General features: G+C 38.7%; 6 protein-coding genes. 4 read left to right on the forward strand and 2 right to left on the reverse strand.

Features of this window, described 5'->3' with window-relative positions; all coding sequences use genetic code 11:
• The first annotated feature begins 388 nt into the window (after window positions 1–388).
• A complete protein-coding gene (locus G4P69_RS36265; RefSeq protein ID WP_208354730.1) occupies window positions 389–562 on the forward strand; it encodes a hypothetical protein in 174 nt (57 codons plus the stop codon).
• 348 nt (window positions 563–910) lie between these two features.
• The gene (locus G4P69_RS36270; RefSeq protein ID WP_208343719.1) at window positions 911–1,357 is read left to right on the forward strand and encodes a tellurite resistance TerB family protein; all 447 of its coding nucleotides are present in this window, start codon (window positions 911–913) and stop codon (window positions 1,355–1,357) included.
• Window positions 1,358–1,650: 293 nt separating this feature from the next.
• Here the strand turns inward: G4P69_RS36270 and G4P69_RS36275 are convergent, their stop codons facing one another.
• Window positions 1,651–1,881: a hypothetical protein gene (locus tag G4P69_RS36275; RefSeq protein WP_208343718.1), complete on the reverse strand. Its 231-nt coding sequence runs from the start codon at window positions 1,879–1,881 to the stop codon at window positions 1,651–1,653.
• Window positions 1,882–2,638: 757 nt separating this feature from the next.
• Here G4P69_RS36275 and G4P69_RS36280 point away from each other — a divergent pair.
• Both G4P69_RS36280 and vapC read left to right on the forward strand, forming a co-directional pair.
• The gene (locus G4P69_RS36280) at window positions 2,639–2,893 is read left to right on the forward strand and encodes a hypothetical protein (protein WP_208343717.1); all 255 of its coding nucleotides are present in this window, start codon (window positions 2,639–2,641) and stop codon (window positions 2,891–2,893) included.
• Window positions 2,890–3,297: a type II toxin-antitoxin system tRNA(fMet)-specific endonuclease VapC gene (gene vapC, locus G4P69_RS36285; protein WP_208343716.1), complete on the forward strand. Its 408-nt coding sequence runs from the start codon at window positions 2,890–2,892 to the stop codon at window positions 3,295–3,297. Before G4P69_RS36280 ends, vapC begins: the two co-directional genes overlap by 4 nt.
• Before the next feature lie 92 nt (window positions 3,298–3,389).
• Here vapC and G4P69_RS36290 read toward each other — a convergent pair.
• Window positions 3,390–3,573 (reverse strand): hypothetical protein (locus tag G4P69_RS36290; RefSeq protein ID WP_208354731.1); only part of this gene is annotated, 184 nt, incomplete at its 5' end.

The raw sequence follows: 3,573 nt of genomic DNA on the forward strand, positions 1-3,573 counted from the left end.
ATTACGCAGGGAATAAACGTAATCTACAGGTGCCAGAGTTATAAATTTGTTGAAATCAAAGATAGGTAATTGTCTACAAAGTAATTGTGTCGGCAAGACAATTCTGATATAAACCTGAATTTCTGATAAGGAACTTGCGCTCAAAGTCTTATAAAACGGTACTTTTTGATTTTCTTAGAGAGTAAGTTCCTTCCATCTATGTCGGGGGTTGTGATAGCGAAGCGCTTCCGCAATAAGGATCATCGCCCATTATTCGCTCACATGTGAGAAATCCACGCCGCTTCGACCGTAAGTACCACTTTGGTCTGACAGATCAACAGGAACGCTTAGCTTAGATAAAGCTATGGAACGAGACACTCAAAGCTGATATGCATCTGGGGGAAAAGCAGTGACAGAGATTAGCGAAATAACTGATGGCTTCTCATTCGCATATTTCAAAGAACTGTTCCTCTCCTCTTCGATCCGCTGGATGGATACAATGGAATTGGGAGAGTTAGAGAAAATGATGATCTCTCAAGTTACCCAACTGCGTGCGCAAACGAGCAGCCTCACTACAGATTAAGCAGGTACTAAAGTGATCTGAAAAATTTCAGAGTGTTAATTAACTCTGTTGGTAACATGTTTGTAGTAGACTGACATCTTCAGAATCGGAATACTTGAAGCAACGCAACACGCACAAACGGCTGTATTGTTAGCAGCGTAGAGTTTAAAAGCCACAGTACATAGGGCTTAGAATACTAATGCCTTATGCCAAATTGAATGTACCCCATCCATCATCATAGACTTGAGTGGAGTGCATTCAATCGGCATAAGCCTAAAGTAAAAGCTTAGCGACAAAAAAAATCTCCATCGTTATATAAAAAAGTGAGAGGTGGGAATTATAAGGTTGTAGATTTAAAACTTTGTTCGTATGGGCTTATTTAGCAACCATTCTAACCTCCGCACAAAAGACAGTACTTCTCTAGGACCAGCCGAAGCATTTGCGGCTATCACTTTAGCTGCTATTGCAGCTGATGGCTACTTGACAGATGACGAAATTCAGATAATGGTAGCATCCTTGTCCCGAATGCATTTGTTCCGAAGCTACCCCAGCGAGGTGCTGAGAAAAATGTTTGATAAACTATCTGGTATGATTAAACGCCTAGAGTTTGATGCTTTTGTAAAAACTGCAATTTCTTCACTTCCTCATGAGCTACATGATACTGCTTTTGCGGTAGCTACAGATCTGATCTTGGCAGATGGTGAAGTAACCGAAGAAGAAGAAAACCTCTTAAACTATCTGTGGAATAATTTAGGAATTTCAGATGAAACCGCGCATAGTATTGTGAATGCGATGATTATCAAAAATAAAGGATAAATAAAATATCACAGGTTGTGATTAAGACTTGTGTATTTTATTTTTTACTCATTCATTGGGAGTATTTTTACATATTGCCTACAATTGTGGACTATATGAATAAGGATAAGGCGCAGTTATTCTGTATATAGTCGTCTACAGAGTTACAAAATAAGTAAAAATAGCCTAGTACAGCGCGGCGTAAATAAAGCAACCATTTCAAACAGCCAAAAGGCTTAATTTATAACACTTTTAACTTTTGACTTTCGCTAAGCGGTACTAGTCATTTATTAGCGCCTTTCTCAATCTAAAAATTAGTCAACCTTGTTGAGCTTCGCCATCATTTCCGCTGCTGGGCGAAGCTTTTTTATTTGATCTAGATGAGTGTAGTCTTTTGCTGCTGTTCGTTCATCATGTTTCATCCAATACGCAGAAGATTCTAGCTGTAGAGGAGTGGCTCCAATGTCTTTCAAATGAGTATGGAAAATATGCCGTAAAGCATGAGGATTAATTGCTACCTTGATGAACTTTGAGGACAAGTACATAAAGATTTGGTAAACTCGATTTTGAGTGATTAAATATTTTGACTACATTAATTTATTATTTTTCCTTGATTTAATTAATAATCATTCATTTACGACGAATATTTTCCATATAATACACGGTCAACCTCACGCAGCTTTACCCATGTAATACACGGATTATATTTTAGTAGCTCTACAATTCTTTTGTTTCCTTATCAAGTTTCGCTGAAACAGTATTTTCATTAACTTAAATTACTTTCCAGCTTTTACACCCACGTATACATATTTTTGTCAAGACTGTTTTTGACATATTTTAATGCGTTTACCCTGCGTTCCCAACTACTTCAATTTCGGTCAATCCAGAAGCAACAGTGAGCAATATTATTCATAGTTTTTCTTCCCCCAGTCAGCAACAGTCCCCATAAATACCCTTGAAAGTAAATGAAATTCGGTTTCGAAAAATGGGTTTGAAACATCAAAAAATAGCTGATTAACTCTAGAGAAATAAACTGTTGCATATTCAGAATTTGGACTTTGGAAATCACAGTCTACTCTACCATTACAGCCCGACAAAGAATAATCTGCTGAGTAAATAAATCAAGCTTGTTAGATCTAAATCAAGTGGTTCTTTGAATTAGAATAACTGGTTCCGGATGTTCTTCAATTGCTTATGTAAAGAAATCCACTTTTTAATATTTAAGTATTATTACTCACTGATAAAAGGTAAAAACTGCAAAAGTATAGTCATAATATGAAGTATTTGATGGAGAAAAAGACAATGCAAAGTCGAAAATTACGCTCTAATGTGGGTAAAGATGGAATCTTGCATCTAGATATCCCGATTGGTGTGACAGACAAAGAAATAGAAGTTATGGTGATTTATCAGCCGGTAGAACCACCAACACAGGCAAAAACACCTGAAGAGCTGGGATGGCCTGCTGGTTTTTTTGAGCAGACTGCCGGTTCGTTACAGGACGATCCAATAGTGAGATATCCCCAAGGCGAATATGAACAACGGGAGCCACTGGAGTGATTTATCTGTTAGACACTAATGCTTGCATTGTTTATCTAAATCGCCCTATGTCTGGTGTAAGGCAAAGATTACAATTGGTATCACCACAGGATGTGGCGGTGTGTTCAGTTGTAAAAGCTGAACTATTTTATGGCGCGATGAGAAGTAACAATCCTGTACGTACGCTTACTAAACAAGAAGCTTTTTTAAAAAATTTTGTCTCCTTGCCTTTTGATGATTTGGCTGCAACAATCTTCAGTAGAATTCGTGCGGAACTCAGTAGCTTGGGGACTCCCATTGGTCCGTATGATTTACAAATTGCTGCTATTGCCCTAGTGCATCAATTAACGTTGGTAACACATAATACACGAGAGTTTGCCAGAGTGAAAGGGTTACAGATTGAGGATTGGGAAGAAGAAGGTTAAATATCAACTGCTGAGACTATTGAAGTGCGATTGCCCTTCATAGCAGTGGCTAGAGCCAATCGCACAGTGACCAAAGCGCGATCTGCCGTAGGCTAGAGCGCTTTCGCCCAACTTGCTGACAAACCTTTCTCCCCGTTCCCTAATTCTGGCGCTTGACAAGGAGAAGCAGTAGGCTGAGATGAAGGAGTAGCATGGTTCGCATTCACCACAAAATAGATTTGACCGACCAATGTTAGCTGCTGGATTGACAGCGGAACAGATCGCACAAGCTTTAGG

Source organism: Aetokthonos hydrillicola CCALA 1050, assembly GCF_017591665.1.
Classification (GTDB): Bacteria; Cyanobacteriota; Cyanobacteriia; order Cyanobacteriales; family Nostocaceae; genus Aetokthonos; species Aetokthonos hydrillicola.